General features: G+C 70.6%; 23 protein-coding genes, 1 other RNA gene and 1 pseudogene. 12 read left to right on the plus strand and 13 right to left on the minus strand.

Annotated elements, in window-relative coordinates:
• Window positions 1–49: 49 nt before the first annotated feature.
• Window positions 50–1,696 (plus strand): MFS transporter, encoded by a 1,647-nt coding sequence (locus ACFSC0_RS10295; protein ID WP_377283024.1) that lies wholly within the window; start codon window positions 50–52, stop codon window positions 1,694–1,696.
• A 94-nt stretch (window positions 1,697–1,790) separates the two neighbouring features.
• Here ACFSC0_RS10295 and ACFSC0_RS10300 read toward each other — a convergent pair whose 3' ends face one another.
• The 8 genes from ACFSC0_RS10300 to tkt all read right to left on the minus strand — a co-directional run bounded on the left by ACFSC0_RS10300 (window position 1,791) and on the right by tkt (window position 12,235).
• Window positions 1,791–2,039 (minus strand): hypothetical protein, encoded by a 249-nt coding sequence (locus ACFSC0_RS10300; protein WP_377283023.1) that lies wholly within the window; start codon window positions 2,037–2,039, stop codon window positions 1,791–1,793.
• 44 nt (window positions 2,040–2,083) lie between these two features.
• Window positions 2,084–3,112 carry a class I fructose-bisphosphate aldolase gene (locus tag ACFSC0_RS10305; protein ID WP_377283022.1) on the minus strand — a complete coding sequence of 343 codons (1,029 nt, stop codon included), beginning with the start codon at window positions 3,110–3,112 and terminating at the stop codon, window positions 2,084–2,086.
• A gap of 75 nt (window positions 3,113–3,187) precedes the next feature.
• Complete coding sequence (gene fba, locus ACFSC0_RS10310; RefSeq protein ID WP_377283021.1) at window positions 3,188–4,279, minus strand: class II fructose-bisphosphate aldolase; 1,092 nt, start codon at window positions 4,277–4,279, stop codon at window positions 3,188–3,190.
• A 9-nt stretch (window positions 4,280–4,288) separates the two neighbouring features.
• Window positions 4,289–5,488 carry a phosphoglycerate kinase gene (locus ACFSC0_RS10315; protein WP_377283020.1) on the minus strand — a complete coding sequence of 400 codons (1,200 nt, stop codon included), beginning with the start codon at window positions 5,486–5,488 and terminating at the stop codon, window positions 4,289–4,291.
• Between the two features lie 5 nt (window positions 5,489–5,493).
• On the minus strand, window positions 5,494–6,504 hold the full coding sequence (gap, locus tag ACFSC0_RS10320; RefSeq protein ID WP_377283019.1) for a type I glyceraldehyde-3-phosphate dehydrogenase: 1,011 nt from the start codon (window positions 6,502–6,504) through the stop codon (window positions 5,494–5,496).
• A gap of 346 nt (window positions 6,505–6,850) precedes the next feature.
• Window positions 6,851–8,884, minus strand: a complete 2,034-nt coding sequence (locus tag ACFSC0_RS10325; protein ID WP_377283018.1) for a S9 family peptidase — start codon at window positions 8,882–8,884, stop codon at window positions 6,851–6,853.
• 173 nt (window positions 8,885–9,057) lie between these two features.
• Window positions 9,058–10,254 carry a formate-dependent phosphoribosylglycinamide formyltransferase gene (gene purT, locus ACFSC0_RS10330; RefSeq protein ID WP_377283017.1) on the minus strand — a complete coding sequence of 399 codons (1,197 nt, stop codon included), beginning with the start codon at window positions 10,252–10,254 and terminating at the stop codon, window positions 9,058–9,060.
• A gap of 4 nt (window positions 10,255–10,258) precedes the next feature.
• Window positions 10,259–12,235 (minus strand): transketolase, encoded by a 1,977-nt coding sequence (gene tkt, locus ACFSC0_RS10335; protein WP_377283016.1) that lies wholly within the window; start codon window positions 12,233–12,235, stop codon window positions 10,259–10,261.
• 170 nt (window positions 12,236–12,405) lie between these two features.
• Here tkt and ACFSC0_RS10340 point away from each other — a divergent pair, with 170 nt between their 5' ends.
• The 8 genes and pseudogenes from ACFSC0_RS10340 to ACFSC0_RS10375 all read left to right on the plus strand — a co-directional run bounded on the left by ACFSC0_RS10340 (window position 12,406) and on the right by ACFSC0_RS10375 (window position 16,234).
• Window positions 12,406–12,702 (plus strand): DUF4164 family protein, encoded by a 297-nt coding sequence (locus tag ACFSC0_RS10340; RefSeq protein WP_377283015.1) that lies wholly within the window; start codon window positions 12,406–12,408, stop codon window positions 12,700–12,702.
• 3 nt (window positions 12,703–12,705) lie between these two features.
• A complete protein-coding gene (locus ACFSC0_RS10345) occupies window positions 12,706–13,032 on the plus strand; it encodes a cell division protein ZapA (RefSeq protein WP_377283014.1) in 327 nt (108 codons plus the stop codon).
• A 192-nt stretch (window positions 13,033–13,224) separates the two neighbouring features.
• Window positions 13,225–13,386: non-coding RNA, 6S RNA (gene ssrS, locus ACFSC0_RS10350), on the plus strand.
• Between the two features lie 27 nt (window positions 13,387–13,413).
• Entirely contained in the window at window positions 13,414–13,983 is a 570-nt protein-coding gene (locus ACFSC0_RS10355) for a 5-formyltetrahydrofolate cyclo-ligase (protein WP_377283013.1), read from the plus strand.
• Window positions 13,984–13,992: 9 nt separating this feature from the next.
• The gene (locus ACFSC0_RS10360) at window positions 13,993–14,835 is read left to right on the plus strand and encodes a TIGR00282 family metallophosphoesterase (RefSeq protein WP_377283012.1); all 843 of its coding nucleotides are present in this window, start codon (window positions 13,993–13,995) and stop codon (window positions 14,833–14,835) included.
• A 140-nt stretch (window positions 14,836–14,975) separates the two neighbouring features.
• Window positions 14,976–15,713, plus strand: a complete 738-nt coding sequence (locus ACFSC0_RS10365) for an Hsp20/alpha crystallin family protein (protein ID WP_377283011.1) — start codon at window positions 14,976–14,978, stop codon at window positions 15,711–15,713.
• A gap of 17 nt (window positions 15,714–15,730) precedes the next feature.
• Window positions 15,731–15,856, plus strand: a pseudogene (locus ACFSC0_RS10370) (hypothetical protein); the annotation flags it as partial.
• A 27-nt stretch (window positions 15,857–15,883) separates the two neighbouring features.
• Window positions 15,884–16,234, plus strand: coding sequence for a phage holin family protein (locus ACFSC0_RS10375; protein WP_377283010.1), 351 nt, complete (start codon window positions 15,884–15,886; stop codon window positions 16,232–16,234).
• A 222-nt stretch (window positions 16,235–16,456) separates the two neighbouring features.
• On the opposite strand, the gene ACFSC0_RS10380 is transcribed toward ACFSC0_RS10375, so the two are convergent.
• From ACFSC0_RS10380 to groES, 3 genes are all read right to left on the minus strand, one after another.
• Complete coding sequence (locus ACFSC0_RS10380) at window positions 16,457–17,647, minus strand: CaiB/BaiF CoA transferase family protein (protein WP_377283009.1); 1,191 nt, start codon at window positions 17,645–17,647, stop codon at window positions 16,457–16,459.
• A gap of 118 nt (window positions 17,648–17,765) precedes the next feature.
• A complete protein-coding gene (gene groL / locus ACFSC0_RS10385; protein WP_377283008.1) occupies window positions 17,766–19,409 on the minus strand; it encodes a chaperonin GroEL in 1,644 nt (547 codons plus the stop codon).
• Window positions 19,410–19,451: 42 nt separating this feature from the next.
• Complete coding sequence (groES, locus tag ACFSC0_RS10390; RefSeq protein WP_377283007.1) at window positions 19,452–19,763, minus strand: co-chaperone GroES; 312 nt, start codon at window positions 19,761–19,763, stop codon at window positions 19,452–19,454.
• Window positions 19,764–20,068: 305 nt separating this feature from the next.
• Here groES and ACFSC0_RS10395 point away from each other — a divergent pair, with 305 nt between their 5' ends.
• On the plus strand, window positions 20,069–20,452 hold the full coding sequence (locus ACFSC0_RS10395; protein ID WP_377283006.1) for a VOC family protein: 384 nt from the start codon (window positions 20,069–20,071) through the stop codon (window positions 20,450–20,452).
• Between the two features lie 15 nt (window positions 20,453–20,467).
• Here the strand turns inward: ACFSC0_RS10395 and ACFSC0_RS10400 are convergent, their stop codons facing one another.
• On the minus strand, window positions 20,468–21,253 hold the full coding sequence (locus ACFSC0_RS10400; RefSeq protein ID WP_377283005.1) for a M48 family metallopeptidase: 786 nt from the start codon (window positions 21,251–21,253) through the stop codon (window positions 20,468–20,470).
• A gap of 113 nt (window positions 21,254–21,366) precedes the next feature.
• Here ACFSC0_RS10400 and ACFSC0_RS10405 point away from each other — a divergent pair, with 113 nt between their 5' ends.
• Window positions 21,367–23,298: an alkyl/aryl-sulfatase gene (locus ACFSC0_RS10405; protein ID WP_377283004.1), complete on the plus strand. Its 1,932-nt coding sequence runs from the start codon at window positions 21,367–21,369 to the stop codon at window positions 23,296–23,298.
• Here the strand turns inward: ACFSC0_RS10405 and ACFSC0_RS10410 are convergent.
• Window positions 23,295–24,194, minus strand: a complete 900-nt coding sequence (locus ACFSC0_RS10410; RefSeq protein ID WP_377283003.1) for a LysR family transcriptional regulator — start codon at window positions 24,192–24,194, stop codon at window positions 23,295–23,297. The two genes, ACFSC0_RS10405 and ACFSC0_RS10410, sit on opposite strands and share 4 nt — an antisense overlap.
• 118 nt (window positions 24,195–24,312) lie before the next feature.
• On the opposite strand from ACFSC0_RS10410, the gene ACFSC0_RS10415 reads away from it, so the two are divergent.
• Entirely contained in the window at window positions 24,313–25,176 is an 864-nt protein-coding gene (locus tag ACFSC0_RS10415; RefSeq protein WP_377283002.1) for an isocitrate lyase/PEP mutase family protein, read from the plus strand.
• Window positions 25,177–25,291: the final 115 nt, after the last annotated feature.

Raw genomic sequence — 25,291 nt, forward strand, 5'->3', positions numbered from 1 at the left:
GCCGAAAGCTTCGCCTCTAGGCTCTGACGAAAAGGCCTAGGGAGGGCGCATGTCGGACGCGGGGCAGGGGAGCGGGCGCCAGCACGCCACAGTGATCGGGGCCGCCTCGGCGGGCACGGTCTTCGAGTGGTACGACTTCTACCTCTACGGCTCGCTGGCCGGGTTCATCACCCAGCACTTCTTCTCCGGGGTCAACGAGACCACCGGCTACATCTTCGCCCTGCTGGCCTTCGCGGCCGGCTTTGCGGTGCGCCCGTTCGGGGCGCTGGTGTTCGGCCGGCTGGGCGACCTGTGGGGCCGCAAGAACACCTTCCTGGTGACCATGCTGCTGATGGGGCTGTCGACCTTCGTCGTCGGCCTGTTGCCCAGCTACGCCCAGATCGGCGTCGCCGCGCCCATCCTGCTGATCGTCATGCGGCTGATCCAGGGCCTGGCTTTGGGCGGCGAATACGGCGGGGCGGCGACCTATGTGGCCGAGCATGCCCCGCCCGGCCGGCGCGGCCTCTACACCAGCTTCATCCAGACGACGGCGACGCTGGGGCTGTTCCTGTCCCTGATCGTCATCCTGCTGGTGCGCAGCAACCTGGGGGAAGAGGCCTTCCGGGAGTGGGGCTGGCGTATCCCCTTCCTGGTCTCGATCATCCTGCTGGGCCTGTCGCTCTGGATCCGCCTGCGGCTCAACGAGAGCCCCGTGTTCCGGCGGATGGTGGAGGAGGGCAAGGCCTCCAAGAAGCCGCTGACCGAGAGCTTCGCCCGCTGGCCGAACCTGAAGCTGGTGCTGCTGGCGCTGGCGGGCCTGACCGCCGGCCAGGCGGTGATCTGGTACACGGGCCAGTTCTACGCCCTGTTCTTCCTGGAACGGATGCTGAAGGTCGACGGCTCGCTGGCCAACACCCTGGTGGCGATCGCCCTGATCCTCGGCACGCCCTTCTTCATCGTCTTCGGCTGGCTGTCGGACAAGATCGGCCGCAAGCCGATCATCCTGCTGGGCTGCCTGCTGGCGGTGCTGACCTATTTTCCGCTGTTCAAGACCCTGACGGCGGCGGCCAACCCGCAGCTGGCCGCGGCCGCCGAGCGGGCGCCGGTGACGGTGATCGCCGACCCGGCCGACTGCGCCTTCCAGTTCGACCCCATCGGCCGGCAGACCTTCGCCTCGTCCTGCGACGTGGCCAAGTCGCACCTGGCCAGCGCCGGCGTCTCCTACGAGAGCCGTCCCGCCCCGGCCGGCTCACAGGCGGTGGTGCAGGTGGGCCAGGTGGCGGTGCCCAGCTTCGACGGCCGGGGGCTGCCCAAGGCAGAATTCGATGCGGCGAAGAAGGAATGGCAGGGCCAGATCGGCACGGTGCTCGCCGCCGCCGGCTACCCGGAGAAGGCCGACCCGGCGCAGGTCAACCGGCCGCTCGTCGTCGGCGTGCTGTTCGTGCTGATGCTCTACGTCACCATGGTCTACGGCCCGATCGCCGCGGCCCTGGTGGAGATGTTCCCGGCGAGGATCCGCTACACCTCCATGTCGCTGCCCTACCACGTCGGCAACGGCTGGTTCGGCGGCTTCCTGCCTCCCACGGCCTTCGCCATGGTGGCGGCCACCGGCAACATCTACTTCGGGCTCTGGTACCCGATCGTCATCGCCGCGGTGACGCTGGTCGTGGGCCTGTTCTTCCTGAAGGAGATGCGCGGCGCAAACATCGATGCCTGAGCGCGGTGACAGGTAGGCCTTCGGCCAACCAGTCACCAATGACCGCCGGTGACTGGTTGGCGCCTAGCGCCTACCTGTCACCCATTCCAGCGGCCTAGTAGGGCCGCCCGCCGTTCGGCTTGTTCACGTCGTACGGCTCGTCGTAGCCGCGGCGGGAGGAGAAGAAGGCCAGCCACATCAGGCCGGCGGTGAGCGCGGCCACCACGATGGCGCCGCCGACCATCCACGGCAGCACAGGCCCGAGGTTCTCGAAGGCGTCGCCCGCGACCAGCAGCCAGGCGAGGCAGGCGCCGAGCACCGCGAGCCCGGCGAAGGTGACGATCAGGGTCAGATGGCTCCTCACGCCTCGTCAATCCGGCGAGGCGTGAGGAGGTTCCGAAGCTGCGCCTAGGCGGCCAGCGCCGTCTCCAGGCTGTCTTCCCACTTGCCGAGGCTGGCCAGGGCGTTCATCCGCGCCCGGTGGGTGAAGGCGCGCTGGGCGGCGGCGACGTTCTCGGGACGGCCGGCCCAGGCCTTCTGCGGCGCGGCCTGGAGGGCCCGGCCGTAGGAGAAGGTCATCTTCCAGGGGAAGCCGCCGATCTTGTTCATGGCGTTCAGGTGGGCGGTGGCCTCCTCGTCGCTCTGGCCGCCGGAGAGGTAGGCGATGCCCGGCACCGACGACGGCACCGTCGCCTTCAGCGCCGCGATGGTGCGGTGGGCGCACTCGTCGATGGTGGCGCGCGTCTCGCACTTCTTGCCGCAGACGACCATGTTCGGCTTCAGCACGATGCCTTCCAGGGCCACGCGCTGTTCGAACAGCTCGGCGAACACGGTCTGCAGGACGAAGCGGGTGACCTCGTCGCAGCGGGCGATGTCGTGGGAGCCGTCCATCAGCACTTCCGGCTCGACGATCGGCACGATCTGCGCCTCCTGGCAGATGCGGGCGTAGCGGGCGAGCGCGTGGGCGTTGGCTTTCACCGCGCCGGCGGTGGGGATGCCCGCCGCGATGTCGATCACCGCCCGCCACTTGGCGAAGCGGGCGCCGCGCTCATAGTCCTTGGCCAGCCGCTCGGGCAGCCCGTCGAGGCCCTCGGTGATGGTCTCGCCGGGGAAGCCGGGCAGGGGCTTGGTCCCCTTGTCGACCTTGATGCCCGGCACCGCGCCGGCCTCGGCGATCAGCTTCACCAGCGGCGTACCGTCCGCGGCGTCCTGGTAGAGGGTCTCTTCGTAGAGGATGACGCCGGAGATGTACTTCTGCATCGCCTCCGTCGAGCGGAACAGCAGCTCGCGGTAGTCGCGCCGGTTGGTCTCGGTGGATTCCACGCCGATGGCGTCGAACCGCTTCTTGATGGTGCCCGAGCTCTCGTCCGCGGCCAGGATGCCCTTGCCCGGCGTCACCATCTTCTCAGCGATTTCGTTCAGCGCCGCGAGGTTCATTGTTCTTCTCCACTCCCTGCACCGGCCGGCCCCTCCAGCCCGGGCCGACCGGGCCGGAAGCGCGCGGTCCAAACTCTACTCGGCGGCCTCCAGCTTGCGGGCCGCGCCGATCTTGGGGGCCAGTTCGCCGGACGCGTAGCGCTTGGCCATCTGGCTCATCGGGATCGGCTTGATCTTGCTGGCCCAGCCGGCGGTGCCGAACTCCTCGAACCGCTGGCGGCAGACCGCGCGCATCGCCTCCATGGCGGGTTTCAGATACTTGCGCGGATCGAACTCGCCCGGATGCTCGGCGAACACCTTCCGGATCGCGCCGGTCATCGCCATGCGGTTGTCGGTGTCGATGTTGATCTTGCGCACGCCGTGCTTGATGCCGCGCTGGATCTCCTCGACCGGCACGCCCCAGGTCTGGGGCATCTCGCCGCCGTACTTGTTGATGATGTCCTGCAGCTCCTGCGGCACCGACGAGGAGCCGTGCATCACCAGGTGGGTGTTCGGCAGGCGGCGGTGGATCTCCTCGATCACGTTCATCGCCAGCACTTCGCCGTCGGGCTTGCGGGTGAACTTGTAGGCGCCGTGGCTGGTGCCCATGGCGATCGCCAGGGCGTCGACCTCGGTGGCCTTCACGAACTCGACGGCCTGGTCGGGATCGGTCAGCAGCTGGTCGTGGCCGAGCTTGCCCTCGAAGCCGTGGCCGTCCTCCTTCTCGCCCATGCCGGTCTCGAGGCTGCCCAGCACGCCGAGCTCGCCCTCCACCGAGGCGCCGACCCAGTGGGCCATGTCCACCACGTTGCGGGTGACGCGGACGTTGTAGTCGTAGTCGGCGGGCGTCTTGGCGTCGGCCATCAGCGAGCCGTCCATCATCACCGAGGTGAAGCCGAACTGGATCGCGGTGGCGCAGGTGGCCTCGTTGTTCCCGTGGTCCTGGTGCATGCAGATCGGGATGTGCGGATACATCTCCGCCAGGGCGTCGATCAGGTGCTTCAGGACGATGTCGTTGGCGTACTGGCGCGCGCCGCGGCTGGCCTGGATGATCACCGGCGCGTCCACCGCGTCGGCCGCCTCCAGGATGGCGAGGCCCTGCTCCATGTTGTTGATGTTGAAGGCCGGCACGCCATAGCCGTGCTCGGCCGCGTGATCGAGCAGTTGCCTCAGAGTAATTCGCGCCATGTCAGCCCTTTATTTCGACAGCGCCGCCACCCCGGGCAGCGTCTTGCCTTCCATCCATTCCAGAAACGCGCCCCCGGCCGTGGAGACGAAGGTGAAGTCGCCGCTCACGCCGGCCGCGTTGAGGGCCGCCACGGTATCACCCCCGCCCGCCACGGCCACCAGCTTGCCGGATTTGGCCAGCCGGGCCGCGTGCTGCGCAGCTTCAACTGTCGCGCGGTCAAAGGGTTGCACCTCGAACACGCCGAGCGGCCCGTTCCAGACCAGCGTCGCCGCCTCGGAGATGGCGTCGAGGATCTGCGCCAGCGTCTTGGGGCCGACGTCGAAGATCTTGTCCTGCGGCCCCATGGCGCCCGGCTCGGAGAGCTCGACGGTGCGGGTGGCCGCGTCCGAGGCGAGCTGTTCGGCCACCACGGCGTCGGTCGGCAAGATGATGTGGCAGCCGGCGGCCTTGGCCTTGTCGAGGATCTGGCGGGCGGTGTCGGCCATCTCCTTCTCGCAGAGCGAGCCGCCGATCTCGTAGCCCTGGGCGTAGCGGAAGGTGTTGGCCATGCCGCCGCCGATCGCCAGGTACTGCAGCTTGCCGACGAGGTTGTTGAGCAGGTCGAGCTTGGTGGAGACCTTGGCCCCCCCGACGATGCCCATCACCGGCCGCTTGGGGCTGCCCAGCGCCATCTCCAGCGCCTCCAGCTCGCGGCGCATCTGCTCGCCGGCGTAGGCGGGCAGCAGGCGGGCGAGGCCTTCGGTGGAGGCGTGCGCCCGGTGGGCGGCCGAGAAGGCGTCGTTCACGTAGAGGTCGCCGCCCGCGGCCAGCGCCTTGGCGAACTCCGGATCGTTCTTCTCCTCGCCGGCGTGGTAGCGGACGTTCTCCAGAAGGACGACGCCGCGCGGCGGGAGCGCGTCGATCGCCGCCTTGGCCGCATCGCCGATGCAGTCGTCGGCGAAGGCCACCGGCGCGCCGACCAGCCTGGCCAGCGGCTCGACGACGGGCTGCAGGCTCATCTCCGGCACGCGCTTGCCCTTGGGCCGGTCGAAGTGGGCCAGCAGCACCACCTTCGCGCCGCCCTTGCGCAGCTTCTCGATGGTCGGCAGCGCCGCGCGCAGGCGGGTGTCGTCGGTGACGCGCCCGCCCTCCATCGGCACGTTGAAATCCACGCGCACCAGGGCGCGTTTGCCGGCCAGGTCGGCCTCGTCCAGCGTCCTGAAGCTCATCGCGCTCAGATCAGCTTGGCCATCGCCACGGCGGTGTCGCTCATCCGCGTCGCGAAGCCCCACTCGTTGTCGTACCAGGACAGCACGCGGCCCAGCTGGCCTTCGATGACCTGGGTCTGCGGCAGCGCGGCGGTCGAGGACGCGGCGATGTGGTTGAGGTCGGAGGAGACCAGCGGGTCCTCGCTGGTGACCAGGATGCCGCGCAGCTCGTTGGAGTTGGCGGCGGCCTTCAGGGCCTCGTTGATCTCGTCCTTGGTGACCGAGCGGCCCGGCACGAACTTCAGGTCCACGACCGAAACGTTGGGGGTCGGCACGCGGATCGAAGAGCCGTCCAGCTTGCCCTTCAGCTCCGGCAGCACCAGGCCCACGGCCTTGGCCGCGCCGGTGGTGGTCGGGATCATGGACAGGGCCGCCGCGCGGGCGCGGTAGAGGTCTTTGTGCATGGTGTCCAGCGTCGGCTGGTCGCCGGTGTAGGCGTGGATCGTGGTCATGTAGCCGCGCTCGATGCCGCACAGCTCGTGGACCACCTTGGCGATCGGAGCCAGGCAGTTGGTGGTGCAGGAGGCGTTGGAGACGATCAGGTCGTCGGCGGTCAGGGTGTCGTGGTTGACCCCGTAGACGATGGTCTGGTCGGCCTCGTCGCAGGGCGCGGAGACCAGCACGCGCTTGGCGCCGGCGTCCAGGTGCGCCTTGGCCTTCTCCTTGGAGGTGAAGAGGCCGGTGCACTCCAGCGCGATGTCCACGCCCAGCTCCTTGTGGGGCAGCTCGGCCGGATTGCGGATGGCGGTCACCTTGATCGGCCCGCGGCCGACGTCGATGGTGTCGCCGTTGACGGTCACGGTTCCGGGGAAGCGGCCGTGCACCGAGTCGTAGCGCAGCAGGTGGGCGTTGGTCTCCACCGGGCCGAGGTCGTTGATGGCCACCACCTCGATGTCCGTGCGCGCATGCTCGATGATCGAGCGAAGGACCAACCTGCCGATCCGGCCGAAGCCGTTGATGGCGACGCGTACGGGCATCGAAATCTCCTCGAGTGACAGACGGGCCGGGGGAGCGGCCTAGTTCAGTGATTTTGCGGGCGGTTCTTGAGGCCTGGGGCCGCCGAGTCAACCCCGCTCGCCCCGCCCGCGACCAAGCTGCGCCTTAAACACTCGAGGTGTGGGTTGGTTGCCTGCCTCCTCTCCCCCGAGGCGCAGCCCGAGGGGAGAGGATTGAGGAGAGGGGCGGCCCAGGTCTCACCGCGGCTCCGGATGGTCGCGCAACAGGTTCCGGGCGGGCCGCCCGACCGCCTCGCTCGCGCCGACGTCGCTCCACCCCTCTCCCGGCCTCTCCCCCCGCGCTTCGCGTCGGGGGAGAGGAGGGGACTTAGCGCGTCGCCACCTGCCGGCTCTCCAGCGCCGCCTTCAGGCCGGGCGCGAACTCGGCCCCGTGCGGGACCTGGATCGACGAGCCGGCGAAGGCGTCCTTGTAGGGCTCGGCGCGGCCGCCCAGGCACTTGGCCAGGAAGTTCTCGGCGGTGGCGTTGAAGGCGATGTTGTTCTCCGGCCGGGCGAAGCCGTGGCCCTCGTCCGGGAACAGCACGTAGGTGACGGGGATGTTCTTGGCCTGCATCGCCTGGACGATCTGGTCGGACTCGGCCTGCTTCACCCGCGGATCGTTGGCGCCCTGGCCGATCAGCAGCGGCCGCTTGATCTTGTGCGCATGGGTCAGCGGAGAGCGCTCCTTCAGCATCGCCTGGCCCTCGGGCGTGGAGATGTCCCCGACCCGCTTGGCGAAGATGCTCCGCGCCGCCTCCCAGTAGGGCGGGATGGTGGACAGCAGAGTGTTGATGTTGGACGGGCCGACGATGTCGACGCCGCAGGCGAAGGTGTCCGGCGTGAAGGTCAGGCCCGCCAGGGTGGCGTAGCCGCCGTAGGAGCCGCCCATGATGGCCACCTTGTCCTTGGGCGCGACGCCGCTCTTCACCGCCCAGTCGACGGCGTCGATCAGGTCGTCGTGCATCTTGCGGCCCCACTCGCGGTCGCCGGCGTTGATGTACGACTTCCCGAAACCCGTGGAGCCGCGGAAGTTGGGCGACAGCACCGCATAGCCCCGGTTCGCCAGCCACTGGTGGATCGAGTGGTAGCCGTAGGTGTCGCGGCCCCACGGGCCGCCGTGGACGTACAGCACCATCGGCACGGGCTTTTCGGGCCGGCCGTCGCCGTCGGCGTCGCTGCCCGGCGGCAGCGTGAGGTAGGAGACCTGGGTCAGCCCGTCCCGCGTCTTGATCTCGAGCGGGTGCATCGGCGCCAGGGGCGCGCCCTCCAGCGCCGGGCGAGTGACGTAGAGCTTGGTGAGCTTCTTGGCCTTGCGGTCGTAGAGATAGGCGGCCGAGGGCGAGGTCACAGGATCGACGCCGACGATCCACAGGGCGTCGTCGTCGGTGCGGGAGGCGATCGAGAGCTCGCCCTTCAGCTGCGACATCAGGAAGTCGAGGTCGGCTTTCACCGCCGGGTCCGTCGGCGTCCACTCGGTCTTGAAGTAGTTGAAGGCGTAGGCCAGCACCTTGCCGGTCTCGTGGTCCACCAGGGCGCCGCCGATGTCGGACTTGGCGTTCTCCGCGATCAGCGTCTTCTTGCCCGTGGCGACGTCTTCGGCGATCAGGGCCGCGGTGTCGCGGCCGCGGGAGTCCATCCAGTAGCGGGTCTTGCCGTCGGGGGTGAAGCTGGTCGGCTGGGTGGTCTCGGTGTCCTCGAAGGGGATGGTCTCGTAGGGCGCGGCGGCGACCTTGCCGTTCTCCACCTTGTAGAGGTCCATGCCCCCGTCCGGCCGTGACTTGATGGCGGTGCGGATGTTGAGCTGCTGGTCGACGCTGAAGCTGGCGAAGCCGTCGTTCTGCAGCACCGGCGTCAGCTTGCCGGTCGCCAAGTCCAGGCTGTGGACGTCGTGCCAGCGCGGGTCGCGGTTGTTGAGGCCGACCAGGATGCGGTCCTTCACCAGCCGGCTGCGGCCGACGATCTGGGCCCGGGTCTTCTCGAACGGGGTGAGGGTCTTCTGGACGCCGCTGGCGACGTCGACGCCGTAGAGCAGGAAGTTCTCGTCCCCGCCCTTGTCGGTGATGAACAGGATCTGCTTCGAGTCCGGGCTCCACCAGTAGCCGGCGATCGGCCGCGACTTCTCGGCGGTCATCGGCTTGGCGGCCGAGGGATCGTTCACCGGCGCCACCCAGACGTTGCGCACCCCGTCCCGCGGCGCGATCCACGACAGCCACTTGCCGTCCGGGCTGATCTGCCCGCCGATCTTCTCCGGATTGCCGAAGAACTTGGTCCGCTCGATCAGCGGCGCCTGGGTCTGCGCCGGCGCGGCCAGCGGGGCGAGCAGGGCGAGGGCGGCGGCGGCCGCGAGCAACTGGATGCGCATGGAGGTCCTCCCGATGGGCCGACCTTACCGCGTTATGCGAGCATGGAAACTTACGGTTGGGTCATGTCCGCCGTCATCCCGGACGGCCGCAGGCCGATCCGGGACCCAGCGTCGGAGCGCGAGAGCCTGGGTCCCGGCTCTCCGCTTCGCTGCGGCCGGGATGACGGTGGGATCTAGGCCTCGACCGGCCGCACCAGGCTCGCGGCGGCGCGAGCCCGGACCAGCGCCTCGTCGACATCGTGGCCCCTGGCCAGCGCCACGCCCATGCGGCGGCGGGCGAAGGCTTCGGGCTTGCCGAACAGGCGGATGTCGGCGCCGGGGATGGAGAGGGCCTCGGCGACGCCTTCGTAGGCGATGCCGTTGGCCTCCAGGCCGCCGTAGATCACCGCGCTGGCGCCCGGCTCGCGCTGGGTCACGTCCACCGGCAGGCCGAGGATCGCCCGGGCGTGCAGGGCGAACTCGCTCTGGTACTGCGAGACCAGGGTCACCAGGCCGGTGTCGTGCGGGCGGGGGCTCACTTCCGAGAACCACACCTCGTCGCCTTTGACGAACAGCTCGACGCCGAAGATGCCGTGCCCGCCCAGGGCCTCGGTGACCAGGCCCGCGATCTGCTCCGCGCGGGCCTGGGCCGCCGCGCTCATCGCCTGCGGCTGCCAGCTCTCCACATAGTCGCCCTTGACCTGGCGGTGGCCGATGGGGGCGCAGAAGCTGGTGGCGGTGGCGCCGTTGGCCATGCGCGAGCGGACGGTCAGCTGGGTGATCTCGTAGTCGAAGTCGATGCGCCCCTCGACGATGACCCGCGGCTGCTCGACCCGGCCGCCCTCCAGGGCGTAGCGCCAGGCCTGCCCGATCTGGTCCGGCCGCTCCACATAGGACTGGCCCTTTCCGGACGAGCTCATCACCGGCTTCACGAAGCAGGGGAAGCCCACCTGCTCGGCGCCCCGGGCGAGCTCGGCCTCGGACGAGGCGAAGGCGTAGGGGCTGGTGGGCAGCTTCAGCTCCTCGGCGGCCAGCCTTCGGATGCCCTCGCGGTTCATGGTCAGCTGAGCGGCCTTGGCGGTGGGGATCACCGTCGCCAGCCCCTCGGCCTCGATGCGCACCAGCTCGTCGGTGGCGATGGCCTCGATCTCGGGCACGATCAGGTGCGGCCGCTCGGCCTCGATGACCGCGCGCAGGGCGGCCGCGTCGGTCATTGCGACGACATGTGCGCGGTGCGCCACCTGCTGGGCCGGCGCGTTGGCGTAGCGGTCGACGGCGATCACCTCGCAGCCGAGGCGCTGCAGCTCGATCGCCACCTCCTTGCCGAGCTCGCCGCTCCCCAGCAGCATCACCTTCACGGCCGAAGGAGAGAGGGGCGTGCCGAGCCGCATGGGGTCAGTCCTCGAGCTTGGCCTTGACCGCGCTCACCACGGCCTCGGCGGTGATCTCGAACTCCTTGTAGAGGCGCTCGAAGGGGGCGCTGGCGCCGAAGCCGGTCATGCCGACGAAGACGCCGTCCGGGCCGATGAACCGGTCCCAGCCGAAGCGGGCGGCGGCCTCGACGGCGACCTTCACCTCGGTCTCGCCGATCACCGCGGCCTTGTAGCGGTCGGTCTGCTCCTCGAAGAGCTCCCAGCAGGGGGTGGAGACCACCCGCGTGCCGATCCCCTCGGCCTCCAGCTTCTCGCGGGCGGCGAGCGCGATCGGCACCTCGGTGCCCGAGGCGAAGATGGTCACCCGGGCCGGGCCGGTGGCGGCCTTCAGCTGGTAGGCGCCGTGGGCCGACAGGTTCTCGCCGATCACCTCGGTGCGCACCGGCGCGGTCTTCTGGCGCGACAGGGCCAGCACCGAGGGGCTGCGCTGCAGGCGCAGGGCCGCCTTCCAGCACTCGGCGGTCTCGACGAGGTCGGCCGGGCGGAAGACGTAGAGGTTGGGCATGGCGCGCAGGGCAGCCAGGTGTTCGATCGGCTGGTGGGTCGGCCCGTCTTCGCCCAGGCCGATGGAGTCGTGGGTGCCGACGTGGATCACCCGCACGCCCATCAGGGCCGCAAGGCGGATGGCCGGACGGGAGTAGTCGGTGAACACCAGGAAGGTGCCGCCGTAGGGAATGACGCCGCCGTGCAGGGCCATGCCGTTCATCGCCGCGGCCATGCCGTGCTCGCGGATGCCGTAGTTGATGTAGCGGCCGGCGTAGTCGGGGGCGTCGAAGAAGGCGGTGTTCTTGACGAAGGTGTTGTTCGAGCCGGTCAGGTCGGCCGAGCCGCCGAGCAGCTCGGGGATGGCGCCGAACAGGGCGTCCAGCGCCGAGCCGGAGTGCTGGCGGGTGGCGGCGGCGGGCTTGTCGGCCACGGCCTTCTCGATCAGCGCGTCCAGCGCCTCGAAGGCGTGCTCGGGCAGCTCGCCCTTCATCGCCCGCTCGAAGTCGGCGCGCGCCGGGGAGGCGGCCAGCCGCTGCTCCCAGGCCCGGCGCAGCTTGCCGCCGCGGCGGCCGGCGGCGCGCCAGGGGCGGTAGACCTCGTCCGGCACCACGAACTGCTCGTGCGGCCAGCCCAGGTTGTCGCGGGTCGCCGCCACCTCGGCCTTGCCCAGGGCCTTGCCGTGGGTGTCGTGGTGGCCCTCCATGTTCTTGGAGCCCTTGCCGATCTTGGTGCGGCAGGCGATCAGGCTCGGCTTGTCCTGGCGGGTGGCCCAGGTGAGCGCGCGGCGGATCTGGCCGATGTCGTGGCCGTCGATGGCCTTCACCGCCCAACCGGCCGCCTTGAAGCGGGCCAGCTGGTCGCCGGTCTCGGACAGCGACAGGGGGCCGTCGATGGTGATGTTGTTGTCGTCCCACAGGACGGTCAGCCGGTTCAGCTTCAGCCGGCCGGCCAGGTGGATGGCCTCGTGGCTGACGCCCTCCATCAGGTCGCCGTCGGAGGCGATGACCCAGGTGCGGTGGTCGACCAAGTCCTCGCCGAACCGGGCGGCCAGCCTGCGCTCGGCGATGGCCATGCCGACGCTGGTGGCGATCCCCTGGCCCAGCGGGCCGGTGGTCGTCTCGACGCCCGGCGTGTGGCCGAACTCGGGGTGGCCGGGGGTCTTGGAGCCGAACTGGCGGAACGCCTTCAGCTCGTCCATCGAGACGCCCTTGACGCCGGTCAGGTGCAGCAGGGCGTAGATCAGCATCGAGCCGTGGCCGGCCGAGAGCACGAAGCGGTCGCGGTCGGCCCAGTCGGGCTTGGTCGCGTCGTACTTCAGGAACTTCGTCCACAGCACCGTGGCCACGTCGGCCATGCCCATGGGCATCCCCGGGTGTCCGGAGTTGGCCTGCTCGACGGCGTCCATGGCGAGGACCCGGATGGCGTCGGCCATGGTCTTCAAGTCTTGCGGCATTGGCGGCTGTCTTCGAGTCGTTAATTTTCGGGGCGGCGGCCGCGCCCTCGCACGCGCGCGGCCTAGGGTCAAGGCGGCGCCCGGCCGCTGCGCCGCCGCAGGCGGCGAAGATGTCTTCAAAAGCCGGCGCGGCGCGGGCTATAGATGAGGCCACACCAGACGGAGGCGGGATGAACGCTCAGCCCGGCGGCGACAGCGCGCTAGACCTTGCGATCCGGCGCCTCGAACGCGCCTTGGCCGTGCTGGAGCAGCGTCTCGCGGACCGCGTGGCCCGGGCCGGCGCCGAGGCCGGCGGGCTGTTCGACCAGGACCGCGCCAAGCTGGCCGCCGAGCTCGACCAGGCCAGGGCCCGGGAGCGCGAGCTCGAAGAGGCCGGCGCCGCCGCCTCCGCCGCCCTCGGCAAGGCCATCGCCGAGATCAAGGCGACCCTGGGCCAGGCCGACGCCCGCGCGTCCGAGGAGGCCTGAGCCATGGCCCAGGTGACCATCGAGGTGAACGGCCGGCCCTATACGGTCGGCTGCGAGGACGGGCAGGAGGGGCACCTTCGGGAGCTCGCGAAGATGTTCGACGGCCAGGTCCGCCAGGTCAGCAAGGACCTCGGCCAACTCGGCGACACGCGCCTCTTCCTGCTGGGCGCCCTGCTGATGGCTGACGAGCTGTTCGAGATGCGCGGCCGCCTGGCCGCCCTGCAGGGCGAAGTCGCGCGGCTGCAGAACGACCTGGCCCGCACCGAGACCAAGAGCGTCGCCGCGCTGGAAGCCGCGGCTCAGCGGATCGAGAAGCTGGCGAACGGGTAGGGCGGCGAGGCCCCCTCCACCACGCTACGCGTGGTCCCCCTCCCCCAAGGGGGGAGGAGAATCGATGCGGCGCCACTTGCCCTCTCCTCCCCCTCTGGGGGAGGGGGACCGCCGAAGGCGGTGGAGGGGGCCTAGTCGGCGCCCGGCCCCGCTTGTGGCGCCGCCCCTCGCGCCCTACCTTACGTCCCGGCGGGTCTGCTGCGGCTCGCGTCGAAGGCGACATATCCCAGCGACCTTATCTATCTCGAAGGGAGCTGTCCCTGTCCGGGGCCGTGGTCTCGGGCAAACGGCGCCCACCTGGTCTATCCAGGTCGAGGGGATGAAACAGTCCTTCACGGCTCTCGCGGCGCCGCCACCCCAATCCCTGCTATAGGGCCCCCGATGCCGGGCCCCTCCGACAAGACCGAGCTTCGCCGGCGCATGCGCGCCCAGCGGCTGAGGCTGGCGCGCGCCTGGCCGGACGCCGCCGAGCTGGCCGCGGGGCAGCTGCCGGCCGAACTGCTGTCGCGGTTCGCCGTGGTCAGCGGCTACCACGCGATGGGCACCGAGCTCGATCCTCGGGCCGTGTTGCGCCGGTTTGCAGAGGCCGGCGCGAGGCTCGCGCTGCCGGTGGCCGAGGACCGCGACGCGCCGCTGGTCTTCCGGGCCTGGGCGCCGGGCGATCCGCAGGTCCCGGACGCCTTCGGCATCCCCTCGCCGCCGCACAGCGCCGAACACCTGGCGCCCGACCTCGTCATCGCCCCGCTGCTCGCCTTCGACCGCCATGGCCACAGGCTCGGCCAGGGGGCGGGCCACTACGACCGCACCCTTGCGAACCTTCGCGCCGCCAAACCTGTTTTCGTCCTGGGCCTCGCCTACGCCGGCCAGGAGGTCGAGGAGCTGCCCGCCGAGCCGCACGACGAGCGGCTCGACGCCATCCTCACCGAGACCGGCTATATCGAGGTGAGGTAAGGAGTTCAGATGCGTTTCGCCTTTTTCGGAGATGTCGTCGGCCGGTCGGGCCGCGAAGGCCTGGCCGAGCACCTGCCCGGGCTGCGCCGCCGGCTGGGGCTGGAGTTCGTGGTGGTCAACGCCGAGAACGCCGCCGCCGGCTTCGGCATCACCGAGTCCACCGCCCGCGAGCTGTTCGACGCCGGTGCCGACTGCCTGACCCTGGGCAACCACTCCTGGGACCAGAAGGAGGCGCTGACCTACATCGTGCGCGAGCCGCGGCTGATCCGTCCCCTGAACTACTCGGCCTTCGCCGATGCGCCCGGGCGCGGCGCCCAGCTGTTCGAGACCGACAACGGCAAGCGCGTCCTGGTCGTGAACCTGTTGGGCCGGGTGCACATGGATTCCCTGGACGATCCGTTCGGGGCCGTGGACAAGGAGCTGGAGGCCTGCCCGCTGGGCGCCGTGGCCGATGCGGTGATCGTCGACATCCACGCCGAGGCGACCAGCGAGAAGATGGCCATGGGTCACTTCTGCGACGGCCGCGCCAGCCTGGTGGTGGGCACCCACACCCACGTGCCGACCGCCGACTGCCAGATCCTGCCGGGCGGCACCGCCTACCAGACCGACGCCGGCGCCTGCGCCGACTACGACAGCGTCATCGGCAACCAGAAGGAGGAGCCGCTCCGGCGGTTCACCACCCGGATCTCCGGCGGCCGCTACAAGCCGGCCGAGGGCCCGGCCACCATCTGCGGCGTCTTCGTCGAGACCCACCCCCCCACGGGCCTGGCCCGCCGCATCGAGCCGATCCGCGTCGGCGGGCGGCTGTCGCAGCACGTCCCCTCGCTCGAGGACACGCCGGCCCAGGGCTAGGCGCCCGAGTTCTCTTAGGTTTTCCCGCGTCGCACAAATTTCATGCTGCGTTGCGGGAACAGCCATTCGCAGACCCTAGTTTTCTCGGCGGGGGCGCGATCCTGCGTCTCCACTTCCCTACAAGATCACGGGAGCCGAGCATGGCTGATCCGCAAGTCACCCCCGCATCGGGCAAGACCGCCGACAAGGGCCGCGAGCCGCCGCCCGCCGCCGCCCCGCCGCTGGGAGAGGCGCTCACCGCCGAGCGCCGGACCTTCAACGAGGCCGGTCGGGAGACCCGCGAGACCGCCCGCAGCGGGTTCGAGGCGGCGCGCGACGCCGCCCGCCAGGGGGCCCAGACCACCCGCCAGCTCACCGAACAGGGCCGCCGCACGGGGATGGAGATCGCCAACTTCTGGCGTGAGGCCTTCGATCCGCTGCTGAACGCCCAGATGGAGGCCAGCCGCTACTTCGAGCAGCTGTGGCGCCAGACGACCGGCGTCGGGGCCCTGCCGGCCCTCTACACCGCCCGCCCGTTCGCCGCCTTCTCGCCCGGCGTCATCCTCGGCCTGCCGCCGGCCGACGTGAAGGAGACGGCCCAGGACTACCAGCTATGCCTGGAGCTGCCGGGGATGCGGCTGGAGGAGCTCGACATCGAGATGGTCGGCGACATGCTGACCGTCCGCGGCCAGAAGCGCGAGGAGCGTGAGGACGCCCGCGGCTCCTATCGCCTCTCCGAGCGCCGCTTCGGCCGCTTCGAGCGCTCCTTCCCGATCCCGCCGGACGCCGAGGCCGACCGCATCGACGCCCAGTTCAAGGACGGCGTGCTGAAGGTCGTGCTGCCCAAGCGGGCGTCCGAGGCGGCCCCGCCGACCCGCCGCATCGAGGTGCGGGCCTAGCGGCTACAACTCTCCGTCATCCCGGCCGAAGCGAAGCGGAGAGCCGGGACCCAGGCGCACGGGCTCTGGGTCCCGGATCGGCCTTCCAGGCCGTCCGGGATGACGGGGAAATTGCGCGCCCGGGCCGGAGGCGCCATCTCTAGGGCCGAGCTTCACCGGAAGGAGCCGTCGTGGTCCGCTTCATCCTCCGCGCCCTGATCGCCGCCCTCGGCCTTTGGCTGGCCGACGCGCTGCTGGGCGGGATCGCCTTCTCGAGCGGCGTCTGGCTGCTGGTCGCGGCCGTGCTGCTCGGCCTGGTCAACGCGGTGGTCCGGCCGATCGTCTTCTGGCTGACGCTGCCGCTGACCATCATCACCCTCGGGCTGTTCCTGCTGGTGGTGAACGCGGCGATGATCGGCCTCGTGGCCCTGTTCCTGCCCGGCTTCTCCGTCGACGGCCTCGGCTCCGGCGTCGCCGCCGCCATCATCACCGGCATCGTCAGCTGGCTCGGCTCGGCCTTCGTCAAGGACGAGGCGAAGTAGCTTCTCGCTTCCTTTCCCGCGCAGCGGCAGAGGGGGCCCGCCCGCCGAAGCCGGCGCACGCCGGCTGAAGAGCGGGTGGGGGAGAGGGAAAGCCACCAACTCCGCGGAACGAAATCGGAGCGGCGGAGAGGCCGCGCCTTTGGCTTGCCCTTTTCCCCACGGGCTCTTCGCTCCGCTCGGCCGGCGGTCCCCCTTTCCCATGAATGGGAAAGGAAGGAGAGGTCACATCGCCGCCCCTATCGCGAACAGGTTCTCGACCTCCGCGTCGCTCATCCCGGCTTCCTTCAGCACCTCGCGGGTGTGCTGGCCGAGGGCGGGGGCGGGTCCGGCGGGTCCGGTGGGAACGCCCGGGAAGCGCACGGGCGCGGCGGGCGCGCGGTGGCGGCCGCCGAAGCGGTCGGGGATCTCGACGAAGCAGCCGGCCGCCTTTGCCTGCGGGTCCTCCACCAGCTCCGGCAGGGTGGCCATGGGCGCCCAGATGAGGTCCGCCCGGTGCAGGATCTGCTTCACCTCCGCCAGGGTGTATTTCGCGAACTCGGCGTCCAGCACCGCCCGCAGTTCGCGCACCGTCTCGATGTCGCGCACCGGCGGCGCATAGCGCGGCTCGGCGTTGAGCTCGGCCAGGCCCAGCTCGGCCAGGAGCGCCGGCTGGTCCCGCGGGCTGCGCGAGGAGACGCAGAACCAGCGCTCGTCCTTGGTCCGGAAGTAGCCGGAGAGCACCCCCGGCCGGTCGTTGCGCGGCTGGGCGGTGGTCGCCTGGCCGTAGCGGAGGAAGGTGGAGAGGTCCCAGCCGATGGCGTAGGCGCCGACCCGGATCAGCGCCGTCTCCACCTGCCGGCCGCGGCCGGTCCGGGTCCGCTCGTGCAGCGCCGCCAGCACGCCGGAGAGGGTCGCCAGCGCCGTGACGTGGTCGCCGAACCCCGGGCGGCAGGTGAACGGCTCCTGGTCGGGCGGGATGGTGCAGGCGGCGACCGCGCTGCGGGTCCAGAAGCCGGTCAGGTCGAAGGCCGGGGTGTCGATCTCATCGCCTTCCAGGCCATAGCCGGTGACGTTGGCGTAGATCAGGTGGGGCAGCTCGTCCTTCACCGCCGCGTAGTCCAGCCGCGCCCGCTTCAGCGCGCCGGGCCGCAGGTTGGTGATGAAGATGTCGGCGCCCTTCAGCAGCGCGATCAGCGCCGCCCGCCCCTCCGGCCGGCCGGTGTTCAGCACGATCCCGCGCTTGCCGCGGTTCTCGTTGGAGAAGATCGGGTTGTAGGGGCTCTCCTCGTCGTCGGGGAAGAAGCCGCGGGTGGCGTCCCCGGCCTCGCTCTCCACCTTCACCACCTCAGCGCCCCAGTCCGCCATGATGGCGGCGCAGCCGGGCGCGGCGACCCAGGTGGAGAACTCCACCACCTTCAGCCCCTCGAGCAGCATGGGCGCATCCTCCGTCGTTCTTCTCGTTGCCCGCATCGTGGCCCGAGATTGACGCAAAGGAAAAGGGGCGGAGCCTTGCGGCTCCGCCCCTTCAAGGACGTTCGACTGGGACTTCGGCTTAGAAGTCCATGTCGCCCATGCCGCCCGGCATGCCGCCGGGGCCGCCCGCGGGGGCGTTCTTCTTCGGCGCTTCGACCACGGCAGCTTCCGTCGTGATCAGCAGGCCGGCCACCGAGGCGGCGTCCTGCAGGGCCGTGCGGACCACCTTGGCCGGGTCGATGACGCCGGCTTGGACCATGTCCACATACTCTTCCGTCTGGGCGTTGAAGCCGAAGGTCGCGGAGGTGTTCTCCAGGACCTTGCCGACCACGATCGAGCCTTCCACGCCGGCGTTCTCGGCGATCTGACGGATCGGGGCCTGCAGGGCGCGGCGCACGATGGCGACGCCGGCTTCCTGGTCGTCGTTGTCGCCCTTGAAGCCTTCAAGCGCCTTGGAGGCCTTCAGCAGGGCGACGCCGCCGCCGGGGACGATGCCTTCTTCCACCGCAGCGCGGGTGGCGTTCAGGGCGTCGTCGACGCGGTCCTTCTTCTCCTTCACCTCGACTTCGGTCGAGCCGCCGACGCGGATCACCGCGACGCCGCCGGCGAGCTTGGCCAGACGCTCTTGCAGCTTTTCCTTGTCGTAGTCCGAGGTGGTGTCCTCGATCTGACGCTTGATCTGGGTGATGCGGCCTTCGATGCCTTCCTTGTCACCCGAGCCGTCCACGATGGTGGTGTCGTCCTTGGTGATGGAGACCTTCTTAGCGCGGCCCAGCATGTCGAGGGTCACGTTCTCGAGCTTGATGCCGAGGTCTTCGCTGATCAGCTGGCCGCCGGTCAGGATGGCGATGTCTTCCAGCATGGCCTTGCGGCGATCGCCGAAGCCCGGAGCCTTGACCGCCGCGACCCGCAGGCCGCCGCGCAGCTTGTTGACCACCAGGGTGGCCAGGGCCTCGCCTTCCACGTCCTCGGCGATGATCAGCAGCGGACGGCCCGACTGGACCACCGCTTCCAGCACCGGCAGCAGGGGCTGCAGCGAGGAGAGCTTCTTTTCGAAGAGCAGGATCAGAGGCTCTTCGAGTTCGGCCTCCATCTTCTCGGCGTTGGTGATGAAGTAGGGGCTGAGGTAGCCGCGGTCGAACTGCATGCCTTCGACCACTTCGAGCTCGGTCTCCAGGCTCTTGGCCTCTTCGACCGTGATCACGCCCTCGTTGCCGACCTTTTCCATGGCGCGGGCGATCATGCCGCCCACTTCGTCGTCGCCGTTGGCCGAGATGGTGCCGACCTGGGCGATCTCCGAGTTGGCGGAGACCTTCTTGGAGGTGGACTTGATCTCTTCGACGACCTTGGCGACGGCCTTGTCGATGCCGCGCTTCAGGTCCATCGGGTTCATGCCGGCCGCGACCGACTTCAGGCCCTCGGTGACGATCGCCTGGGCCAGGACGGTGGCGGTGGTGGTGCCGTCGCCGGCCTTGTCGTTGGTCTTGGAGGCGACTTCACGGATCAGCTGGGCGCCGAGGTTCTCGAAGCGGTCGGAGAGCTCGATTTCCTTGGCGACCGACACGCCGTCCTTGGTCGAGCGCGGAGCGCCGAAGGACTTTTCGATCACCACGTTGCGGCCCTTGGGGCCCAGGGTCACCTTCACCGCGTTGGCGAGGGTGTTCACGCCGCGGAGCATGCGGTCGCGCGCATCCGAAGCGAAGTAGACGTCTTTAGCAGCCATTTGCGCTGTCTCTCTCTAATCTCGATGGAAGGGTGGGGCGACTTAGGCCGCGGCGCGCGCGGCGTCGGCCTCGACCACGCCCAGGATGTCGCTTTCCTTCATGATCAGCAGGTCCTGGCCGTCGAGGCGGACCTCGGTGCCGGACCACTTGCCGAACAGGATCTTGTCACCGACCTTCACGTCCAGCGGCTGGACCTTGCCGGTTTCGTCGCGAGCGCCCGGGCCGACGGCGATCACTTCGCCTTCCTGCGGCTTTTCCTTCGCCGTGTCGGGGATGATGATCCCGCCGCGGGTCTTCTCTTCTTCCTCGACGCGCCGGACGAGGACGCGATCTCCCAGAGGACGAAACGCCATTGTGCTCTTTCTCCGTTCGAGACGGTTTCCTAAATGCCTTAGCGTCTGACCCGCTGGGCGACTGCTCTGTTAGCAGCCGCCACCCCCGAGTGCTAACGCCGCCGCGGAGGTAGGCAAGCGGGGGGTTTGAGTCAAGGGCCGGGGCCGGCCGCTGGGCCCGCCGCGGCGCCGGTTTTCCCTCGATCCGGGGTTGTATGGCCGCCCCCGCCGCCGGGGGAATGGACGGCCGCTTCGAAGATTGCTGTTCTGCGGCCAACCGGCGGGGACGGCGTCCTGTTCCCGCGATTGCGCAGGGGACCAACGACATGCTCGACCACATCGGCCTCACCGTCAGCGACCTTTCCGCCGCGCGCGCCTTCTACGACAAGGCCCTGGCGGCCATCGGGGTGAAGCTGCTGCACACGGTCGGCGCCGAACTCACCGGCGGATCCGAGGTGCTGGGCTATGGCGATCAGCGGCCGTTCTTCTGGATCAGCGAGGCGCCCGAGCCGACGGGCCAGCTCCATGTCGCCTTCACGGTCCAGAGCCGCGCCCTGGTGGACGCCTTCCACGCCGCGGGGCTGGCGGCCGGCGGCAAGGACAACGGCGGCCCCGGGATCCGCCCCCACTACCACCCCACCTACTACGGCGCCTTCGTCCTCGATCCCGACGGCCACAACATCGAGGCGGTCTGCCACGCCCCGGGTTGAGCGGAGCGGGCTGCGCTAGCCGGCCTCCAGCCAGCCGCGGCTGGCCAGGTAGCGCTCCAGTTCGGCCAGCCGCGTGGCTTCGGACGGGTGGGTGGAGAGGAACTGCGGCGGGCGGCCGCCGGCGCCTTCCCGGGCCATCGTCCGCCACAGCTCCAGCGCTTCGCCGGGGCGATAGCCGGCCCGGGCCATGTAATCGACGCCCAGCCGGTCGGCCTCCAGCTCGTGCCGCCGGGAGAACGGCATCAGCAGCCCGAGTTGGGCGCCGAGCCCGCCGAAGGCCGCGGCGGCCTGGGCCGTCTGCGGGCTCATCCGTCCCCCGAGCGCCGCCTGGCCCACCTGCAGCGCGGTCTGGGTCGCGGCGGTCTGGGAGTAGCGCTCGGCCGCGTGGTTGGCCACGCTGTGCGCCAGCTCATGGCCGATCACCGCCGCCAGCTGGTCGTCCGTCCGGGCGAGCGCGAGCAGGCCGGTGTTGACGCCGATCCGGCCGCCCGGCAGCACGAAGGCGTTCGCCTGCGGGTCCTCGAACACCACGTACTGCCAGGGCCGGTCGCCGAGGCCGGCGGCTTCGATAAGCCGCTTGGCCACCCGCTCCACCCGGGCGATGGCGGCCCGGTTTGTGGACACCTTGCCGGCGCCGAGCGCCTCGCCCCAGGCCTGCTCCGCCGCGCCCGCAAGGGCGGCGTCGTCCACCAGCAGGAACTGGCTGCGCCCCAGATCCTCGTTGTAGGCGCAGCCCGCCAGCACGCCGGCGGCGGCCAGGGTCGTGGTCGTGCGCGCGATGCGCCGGACTGGATTTCGCATCGATCTGCCTCGCATGACGTGACAAACGCATCGGCGCGGCGGCGAGTGCCTTCGTCCTGTTCCGCCGTGGGTTGGGCTAACGTCTGCGGCCGAACAGGGGGAGCAGAGAAATCATGAGGCTGAGATTCATCCTGGCGACCGCCTTGGCCGGCCTCGCTCTGCCGGCGGCCGCCGAGCCGACGGCCCACACCACGGCCCTGCAGGCCCAGGCGGCGGCCGCGCCGGAGTTCGCCGACCGGACCGACTACGACTTCGCCGCGCGGGGCTTCCTCGGCACGCGGACCGATCCGGTGATCCGCAGCGCCGCAGGCGGCGTCGCCTGGGATTTGCGGGCCTACGACTTCCTCAAGGGCGAGGCGCCGGCCTCGGTCCACCCGGCGCTGTGGCGGCAGTCGCAGCTGCTGGCGAAGCACGGTCTTTTCGAGGTCGTCGACGGAGTCTACCAGGTGCGCGGCTTCGACCTGGCCAACGTCACCTTCATCCGCGGGCGGCGCGGTTGGATCGTCATCGATCCGCTCGGCTCGGCCGAGACCGCCAAGGCGGCGTACGAGCTGGTGACCGAGACGTTGGGCGCGCGGCCGGTCACCGCCGTCGTCTACACCCACAGCCACAGCGATCACTTCAACGGCGCCGGCGGGCTTGTTTCGCCGGAGGACGCCGCCGCCGGGCGGGTGAAGGTGATCGCGCCGGAAGGCTTCATGGAGGCGGTCGCCAGCGAGAACATCCTGGCGGGCCCGGCCATGGCCCGGCGCGCGGTCTACCAGTTCGGCGTCTTCCTTCCGCGCGGCCCGGAGGGGCAGGTCGGCGCCGGGATCGGGCCCGGGCTGTCGCGCGGGACCCCGGCCCTGGTTGCGCCGAACACCATCGTCACCGCGAGCTCGTCGCGGCTGACGGTCGACGGCGTGGAGATGGAGTTCCAGCTGACGCCGGAGACGGAAGCGCCGGCGGAGATGAACATCTACCTGCCCGGCCTGCGCGTCCTGTGCATGGCCGAGAACGCCAACGCCACCATGCACAACGTCCTGACGCCCCGCGGCGCGCTGGTCCGCGACGCCAAGGCCTGGGCAGACCAGCTGACCGCCTCGCTCCGCCTCTACGGCGACAGGTCCGACGTGATGTTCACCAGCCACGCCTGGCCCCGCTGGGGCCGGGAGGAGGTGAAGAGCTTCCTCGCGCGCCACCGCGACGCCTACAAGTTCCTGCACGACCAGACGGTCCGGCTGATGAACCAGGGCCTGACCGGCGAGGAGATCGCCGAGCGCCTCACCCTGCCGCCGGAGCTGGCGCGCGAGTGGTACAACAAGGGCTTCTACGGAAACGTCAGCTTCAACAGCCGGGCGGTCTACCAGCGCTACATGGGCTGGTACGAGGGCAATCCGGTGCAGCTTGCGCCGCTGCCGCCCGAACGGGCCGCCACGCGCTATGTGGAGGCGATGGGCGGGCCGGCGGCGGTGACAGCGCGGGCCAGGGCGGCGTTCGAGGCGGGCGACTACGCCTGGGCGGCGGAGCTGCTCGACAAGCTGGTGTTCGCCGGCGACCCGACCCCCGAGGCCAAGGCGCTGCTCGCCGAGAGCTACCGCCAGCTCGGCTATCAGTCCGAGAGCTCCCTCTGGCGCAACATGTACCTCTCGGCCGCCGACGAGCTCGCCTCCGCGCCGAAGGGCGGACCTGGTCAGCCGGGGCTGCTCGCGTCCGCGCCTCTGCCGCTGATGCTGGACGCCATCGCGGTGCGGCTCGATCCGGCCAAGGCCGCAGGCGGCGAGCTTGCGCTGCAGATCGTGCTGACGGACGAGCCGGGGAAGGCGCTGCTGAAGGTCGCGAACGGCGTGCTGGTGCACGAGCCGGTGCTGGCGCCTTCCGAAGCGCAGGCGGTGCTGAAGGTCCGCCGCGCGGACCTGGCCGGCCTGTTCACCGGGACCCGCAAGCTGGCGGACCTGCAGGCCGCCGGGCACGCGGAGCTGAGCGGCGATCCCACGGTGCTGACGCGGCTCGCCGCCTGGATCGAGCGACCCGCCGCCAGGCCCTTCCCGATCGTCACGCCTTAGGCGCGGTAGCTCTCCTCGAGCAGGACCAGCAGCCTGCGCGCCGCCGCGCTCAAGAAGCCGTCGCGGCGGGTGACGGCGACGACGTCCTGGGCGGCCTCGAGGTCGGCGACCGCGATGGTGGCGAGGGCGCCGGCGGCCAGCTCCTCGGCGATGCTGCTGGCGGGGACGAGCGCGAGGCCGAAGCCGGCCTCGGCGAGCCGCTTCTGGGCGGTGAGGCTGTCGACCGCGGTCCAGGCGACGTCGGAGAGGCCGCGGGCGAGGAACAGGGCGAAGATGTGGGCGGCGGCGAACTCGCGCCGGGTCGGAACGTCGGGAAAGGCCAGCCAGCGCTCGGCCTTCAGGTCCGCCAGTCCGGGAACGCGCGCCCCGGCCAGCGGGTGAGCCGGCGTGCAGGCCACCACCAGCGGCTCGCGGCCGATCACCTGGTAGGCGAGATCGGACGAGGCGTCGGCGTGGTAGCGCAGGCCCAGGTCCGCCTCGCCGATGCGGACCAGCTCGCTCACCTCGGCGCTGGTGGCGGTCCGTAGCCGGAAGTCGACGTCCGGATGCGTCTGCGCAAACGCCTGCAGCACGCGGCTGAGGGCGGTGCTGGCCAAGGTGCCGACGACGGCCATCTGCACCGGCCCGGCCTGCTCGCTCGCCAGGGCCCGAACCGCCGCGCGGGCGTCCTCCAGGGCCGCCAGGGCCCGCTCGGCGTAGGGCAAGAGCACGCGGCCGGCCTGGCTGAGGCTGATCCCGGCGGCGCCGCGGTCGAAGAGCGGCGCGCCGAGTTCGGCCTCCAGGAGGGCGATCCGGCGGCTGATCGCCGGCTGCGACCGGTGCAGCCGCTCGGCGGCGCGGGAGAAACCCCCGGCGCGGTGAACGGCCAGAAAGGTGGTGAGAGCCTCGGCGTCCATGGCGGCAGCATCATGCAGAATCCTGATCGCTGCCAGCAGAACAAGAAATTGGACGCATGAGGACGTCGACGGCAGCTTGGGTTCCGGCGGCGCGCGGCCGCGGACCAGGAGGCGATCGATGGACATATCGCAGGCCACGAAGGCGCGGGCGTTTCAGGCCCTCCACCTGGCGCAGACCGGCTTCATCCTGCCGAACGCCTGGGACGTCGGCACGGCGCTGCTGCTGGCGGCCGCCGGCTTTCCGGCGGTGGCGACGACCAGCGCCGGGATCGCTTTCTCCCTGGGCCGCCCCGACTATCAGGTCGCCGACCCGAGACTGGCGGTGAGCCGGGACGAGATGCTGCGCCGTTCCGGCGAGATCGCGGCCGCGCTGAGCGCGCCGGTCAGCGCCGACCTGGAGGCCGGGTACGGCGAAACGCCCGAGGCCGTCGCCGAGACGGTGCGGATGGCCATCGCCGCGGGCCTGGCCGGCGGCAACATCGAGGACGCCCGGCCCGGCGGGGGGCTCTACGACGAGGTCCTCGCCGCCGAGCGGATCGCCGCCGCGCGCGAGGCCGGTGGCGACCGCTTCGTGCTGAACGCCCGCACCGACGCCCTGCAGGCCGGCGCCCCCGAGTCGCTGGCGGCCTGCATCCGTCGCGCGAACCTCTACCGCGCGGCCGGCGCCGACTGCCTGTTCACCCCCGGCACGACGGACCCGGCGGTGGTCCGCACCCTGGTGGCGGAAATCGACGGGCCGCTGAACGTCGTCATGGGCCTGGGCGAGGCGGGCGGCGATGCGCGCGAGCTGATCGCGGCCGGCGTGAAGCGCGTCACCCTGGGCGGCTCCCTGGCCCGCGCTGCGCTGGGGCTCGTCCGCCGTGCGGCCGAGGAACTGCGCGACGAGGGAACCATCAGCTACGCGCGCGGCCAGCTTCCGCAGTCGGAGCTCAACCGCCTGTTCGCCGCGGCCCGCGCAACCGCGGAACAGGCGAGCGCTTGAGCCTGTCGGCGCCGGCGTCGCAGGCCGATCGGCGTTTCAGCATACCGAACCTTCGATATCTGTTGCGCGCCGGGCGATCCTGCCCTTACCGTCCCGCCAAGGGCCGGACACAGGC

This window comes from Phenylobacterium terrae (assembly GCF_042681205.1).
In the GTDB taxonomy this organism is placed as follows: domain Bacteria; phylum Pseudomonadota; class Alphaproteobacteria; order Caulobacterales; family Caulobacteraceae; genus Phenylobacterium; species Phenylobacterium terrae.

What these genes read in the sequence shown, in the direction of transcription:
- ACFSC0_RS10295 (WP_377283024.1), top strand. Translation starts at nt 50, where the DNA reads ATGTCGGACGCGGGGCAGGGGAGCGGGCGCCAGCACGCCACAGTGATC.
- ACFSC0_RS10305 (WP_377283022.1), bottom strand. Translation starts at nt 3,112, where the DNA reads ATGAACCTCGCGGCGCTGAACGAAATCGCTGAGAAGATGGTGACGCCG.
- fba (WP_377283021.1), bottom strand. Translation starts at nt 4,279, where the DNA reads ATGGCGCGAATTACTCTGAGGCAACTGCTCGATCACGCGGCCGAGCAC.
- ACFSC0_RS10315 (WP_377283020.1), bottom strand. Translation starts at nt 5,488, where the DNA reads ATGAGCTTCAGGACGCTGGACGAGGCCGACCTGGCCGGCAAACGCGCC.
- gap (WP_377283019.1), bottom strand. Translation starts at nt 6,504, where the DNA reads ATGCCCGTACGCGTCGCCATCAACGGCTTCGGCCGGATCGGCAGGTTG.
- ACFSC0_RS10325 (WP_377283018.1), bottom strand. Translation starts at nt 8,884, where the DNA reads ATGCGCATCCAGTTGCTCGCGGCCGCCGCCGCCCTCGCCCTGCTCGCC.
- purT (WP_377283017.1), bottom strand. Translation starts at nt 10,254, where the DNA reads ATGCGGCTCGGCACGCCCCTCTCTCCTTCGGCCGTGAAGGTGATGCTG.
- tkt (WP_377283016.1), bottom strand. Translation starts at nt 12,235, where the DNA reads ATGCCGCAAGACTTGAAGACCATGGCCGACGCCATCCGGGTCCTCGCC.
- ACFSC0_RS10340 (WP_377283015.1), top strand. Translation starts at nt 12,406, where the DNA reads ATGAACGCTCAGCCCGGCGGCGACAGCGCGCTAGACCTTGCGATCCGG.
- ACFSC0_RS10345 (WP_377283014.1), top strand. Translation starts at nt 12,706, where the DNA reads ATGGCCCAGGTGACCATCGAGGTGAACGGCCGGCCCTATACGGTCGGC.
- ACFSC0_RS10355 (WP_377283013.1), top strand. Translation starts at nt 13,414, where the DNA reads ATGCCGGGCCCCTCCGACAAGACCGAGCTTCGCCGGCGCATGCGCGCC.
- ACFSC0_RS10360 (WP_377283012.1), top strand. Translation starts at nt 13,993, where the DNA reads ATGCGTTTCGCCTTTTTCGGAGATGTCGTCGGCCGGTCGGGCCGCGAA.
- ACFSC0_RS10365 (WP_377283011.1), top strand. Translation starts at nt 14,976, where the DNA reads ATGGCTGATCCGCAAGTCACCCCCGCATCGGGCAAGACCGCCGACAAG.
- ACFSC0_RS10380 (WP_377283009.1), bottom strand. Translation starts at nt 17,647, where the DNA reads ATGCTGCTCGAGGGGCTGAAGGTGGTGGAGTTCTCCACCTGGGTCGCC.
- groL (WP_377283008.1), bottom strand. Translation starts at nt 19,409, where the DNA reads ATGGCTGCTAAAGACGTCTACTTCGCTTCGGATGCGCGCGACCGCATG.
- groES (WP_377283007.1), bottom strand. Translation starts at nt 19,763, where the DNA reads ATGGCGTTTCGTCCTCTGGGAGATCGCGTCCTCGTCCGGCGCGTCGAG.
- ACFSC0_RS10395 (WP_377283006.1), top strand. Translation starts at nt 20,069, where the DNA reads ATGCTCGACCACATCGGCCTCACCGTCAGCGACCTTTCCGCCGCGCGC.
- ACFSC0_RS10400 (WP_377283005.1), bottom strand. Translation starts at nt 21,253, where the DNA reads ATGCGAAATCCAGTCCGGCGCATCGCGCGCACGACCACGACCCTGGCC.
- ACFSC0_RS10405 (WP_377283004.1), top strand. Translation starts at nt 21,367, where the DNA reads ATGAGGCTGAGATTCATCCTGGCGACCGCCTTGGCCGGCCTCGCTCTG.
- ACFSC0_RS10410 (WP_377283003.1), bottom strand. Translation starts at nt 24,194, where the DNA reads ATGGACGCCGAGGCTCTCACCACCTTTCTGGCCGTTCACCGCGCCGGG.
- ACFSC0_RS10415 (WP_377283002.1), top strand. Translation starts at nt 24,313, where the DNA reads ATGGACATATCGCAGGCCACGAAGGCGCGGGCGTTTCAGGCCCTCCAC.